This window comes from Dietzia sp. B44, assembly GCF_014145245.1.
Taxonomy (GTDB): Bacteria; Actinomycetota; Actinomycetes; order Mycobacteriales; family Mycobacteriaceae; genus Dietzia; species Dietzia natronolimnaea.
In genome coordinates this window covers 1-2,881 of record NZ_JAALEF010000219.1, presented here as the reverse complement: position 1 = coordinate 2,881, position 2,881 = coordinate 1, and the positions used below count along the sequence as shown (strand labels likewise).

Annotated in this window: 5 protein-coding genes and 1 pseudogene; all 6 read right to left on the bottom strand. The window is 71.7% G+C overall.

What is annotated here, in order from left to right:
* On the bottom strand, positions 1-196 hold a 196-nt coding region (locus tag G6017_RS08125; protein ID WP_347237966.1), incomplete at its 3' end, for a hypothetical protein.
* 32 nt (positions 197-228) lie between these two features.
* Positions 229-1,677 (bottom strand): magnesium transporter, encoded by a 1,449-nt coding sequence (mgtE, locus tag G6017_RS08120; protein ID WP_182610377.1) that lies wholly within the window; start codon positions 1,675-1,677, stop codon positions 229-231.
* Complete coding sequence (locus tag G6017_RS08115; protein WP_182616865.1) at positions 1,670-2,047, bottom strand: cation:proton antiporter; 378 nt, start codon at positions 2,045-2,047, stop codon at positions 1,670-1,672. The genes mgtE and G6017_RS08115 overlap by 8 nt, the downstream gene beginning before the upstream one ends.
* The gene (locus tag G6017_RS08110; RefSeq protein WP_182610375.1) at positions 2,044-2,301 is read right to left on the bottom strand and encodes an MrpF/PhaF family protein; all 258 of its coding nucleotides are present in this window, start codon (positions 2,299-2,301) and stop codon (positions 2,044-2,046) included. Before G6017_RS08110 ends, G6017_RS08115 begins: the two co-directional genes overlap by 4 nt.
* Complete coding sequence (locus tag G6017_RS08105) at positions 2,298-2,663, bottom strand: Na+/H+ antiporter subunit E (RefSeq protein WP_182610374.1); 366 nt, start codon at positions 2,661-2,663, stop codon at positions 2,298-2,300. The genes G6017_RS08110 and G6017_RS08105 overlap by 4 nt, the downstream gene beginning before the upstream one ends.
* Positions 2,660-2,881 (bottom strand): annotated as a pseudogene (locus G6017_RS08100) (monovalent cation/H+ antiporter subunit D family protein); the annotation flags it as partial. The pseudogene G6017_RS08100 and the gene G6017_RS08105, both read right to left, overlap by 4 nt.

Below are 2,881 nucleotides of genomic sequence, written 5' to 3'. Positions count from 1 at the left end.
CGAGCGCCGCCGAACGGACCGCCGGGGCGCCGGCCAGGACGGACAGCGTGCACAGCAGGGCGGCGCCGGTGGTGCCGGCCAACACGACCCCGGTCACGCGGTCACGCGGGGAGGGGCCTCGCACCACCCGCACGAGGCAGGCCAGCACGTTGAGCAGCAGAGCGGCCACCAGGAGCTGCAGGGCCAGCTGAACCACATCCACCTCCCGCGTCGGGTCTTCTCCCCTGCCTACAGGCCCAGAACGGCCCGCGCTACCAGGAAGTACACGATCAACCCGATCGCGTCGACGAACGTCGTGATGAACGGGTTGGAGAACACCGCCGGGTCCGCCCGGACCGCCTGTGCGAGCAGCGGCATGAGCCCGCCCACCGTGGCCGCGATGGTGCACAGCGCCAGCAGGGTCAGCCCGATGACCAGTCCGAAGTCGAAGCCGAAGATGAACCCCGCGGCGATGAGTCCCACCGCGCCCAGCGCGAGCCCCAGGATGAACCCGGTCCGCACCTCCTGCACGAGTACCCGCAGGGCGTCGCGGGGGCGGACGTCGCCGAGTGCCAGGGCGCGGGTGACCGTCGTGGCGGCCTGGTTCCCGGTGTTCCCGCCGGTACCGATGATGAGCGGAACGAACAACGAGAGCGCCACGACCTGCTCGAGCGTGGTCTCGAACACCGCCAACACCTGCACGGTGAGCGCCGCGCCGAGTCCCAGCACGAGCAACCACACCACGCGCGACCGGACGATCGACCGCACCGGGGTGGCCAGGTACGGCCGGCGCAGGGGCTCGGAGCCACCCTGGCGGGCCGCGTCCTCGGTCTCGGCGTCCTCGAGGATCCGCAGCGCGTCGTCGACGGTGAGAATGCCCACGAGACGGTCCTCCTCGTCCGTGATCGGCAGGACGATCACGCGCTCGTCCGCGCTGAGGCGGGCGGCCTCCTCCTCGGAGGCGCGGGCGTGGATCGAGATGGCGTCGTTCATCAGGTCCCCGACGAGGGTGTCGGGTTCCGCGCCCATCAGGGACCTCAGACCGACGACCCCGATGAGGCGGCGTCCCTGGTCCACGACGGGGATCGTGTAGATCGTCTCGACGTCGACCAGCCGGGCGCGGACCCGGTCGAGCGCCTGCTCCGCGGTCATCTCCGGGCGGGCGGAGACGAACTCGGGCGTCATCCTGCGGCCGATGGAGCCGGCCGGGTAGCCGAGGATCTCGTTGGTGAGCGCGCGCTCCTCGGGCGGCAGCCCGCGCAGGAGGCGCGTGGCGACGAAGGCCGGGAGCTCGTCCATGAGAGCGACGCGGTCGTCGGGGTCGAGCTCCTCGAAGAGGTGGGCGACCTGCTCCTCGCGCAGGCCGCGCAGCAGCTCGGACTGCACCGGCGCGTCGAGGGCCTCGAACAGCACCAGGGCGCGCCCCTTGGGCAGCAACCGGAACGCGACGGCCCGGTCGCGGTCGGCGCTGCGCTCGAACATGTCCACCACGACCTGGTCGGGCAGTGACGCCATGAGGCGCGAGGCCGCCCGGAGGTCGCCGCGGGAGCGGAGCCGGGCCAACCGCCGGGTCGCCTCGTCCAGGCTCATCTCGCCGTAGGTGCTGTTCTCGTCGACGTGCTCGTCGACCAGGGCGAACCCCGTGGCGTCGGTCGGTGGCCCCCCGGGATCGTCCGGCAGATCGCGCGGCTCAGTCATCACCGGTCCCCTTGGGGGAGTCGGACGGGGTGTCGGTGGCGAACCCGATCTGCGAATACCGGGTGGCCGAGGTGGGCGCGGCGCCCGAGAGGAACCCGGCGCGGGCGATGGACATCGCGCCGATGGCGGAGGAGGCGAACTGGAGGAGCGCCGCCACCGCCACCTTGGGTGCCGCATCCCAGGACGGGTGCAGCAGGAAGGCGCCGACGATCACGAACACCAGCCCGAGTCCGGCGGCCGCCCCGATGGCGGAGGACCGGACGTAGAGGTCGGGGAACCGCAGGAGGCCGATGGCGCCTCCGAGGAACACCACGGACCCCGTCAGGACGGAGACCGATCCCAGGACGGTCGCGAGCAGGTCCCAGCTCATCGCCGACCCCCGGACATGAGTCGGGCCAGCGAGAGAGCGGAGACCAGGCCCACCAGCGTCGCGACCAGGACGAGGTCGTAGACGAAGGGACTGTCCACCCTCACGCCGACGAGGGCGAGGAGTGCGATGAACGCGAAGAACAGCAGGTCCGCCGCGATGGCTCGGTCACCGGCGTGGGGGCCACGGACCATCCGGTAGGAGGACAGGACGGCCGCGATGGAGACCAGGACGATGGCGATGTCGACGGCGATCACCGGACCAGCCCCTCTCTCCGGATCGCCCGCAGCATGTGGTTCTCCATATCGTGTAGCGAGGCCGTCAGGTCGTCGGGATCCGGGAAGTACATCCCGTGGACCACGATCTCCCACCCCTCACCGCCCCCCGGATGGTGCGCGCCCAGGGTCAGCGTCCCCGGGGTCAGGGTGATGAGCGAGGACAGCACGGTCACCTCGAGTTCGGTGCGGCACCTGGTGGGGAACCGCACGAAGCCCGGGGTGATCGAGGCGTGGGGCAGGAAGGCGTCGCGGACGACCTTCGCGCTGGTCGTGGTCTGCTGCCAGAAGAACCACAGCAGGAACCACAGGATCCGCAGCGGCCAGGTCAGGGTGGCGGTCATCCGAGCACCGCCTGGACGTATCCGGTCGGGTCGTACAGGTTGGCCGCAGCGGTCCCGGACAGCTCCAGGAGCACCTGACCCCCCAGTCCCAGCGCCAACGTCACCACGGCCAGCGCCAGCGCGGGCGCCGCGAGTGCCAGACCGATCCGGCGACCCGGGGGCACCATGACGGGGTCGGGGGCCCCGGCCTCCGCCGTGGCGGTGGCCACCGTGGAGGT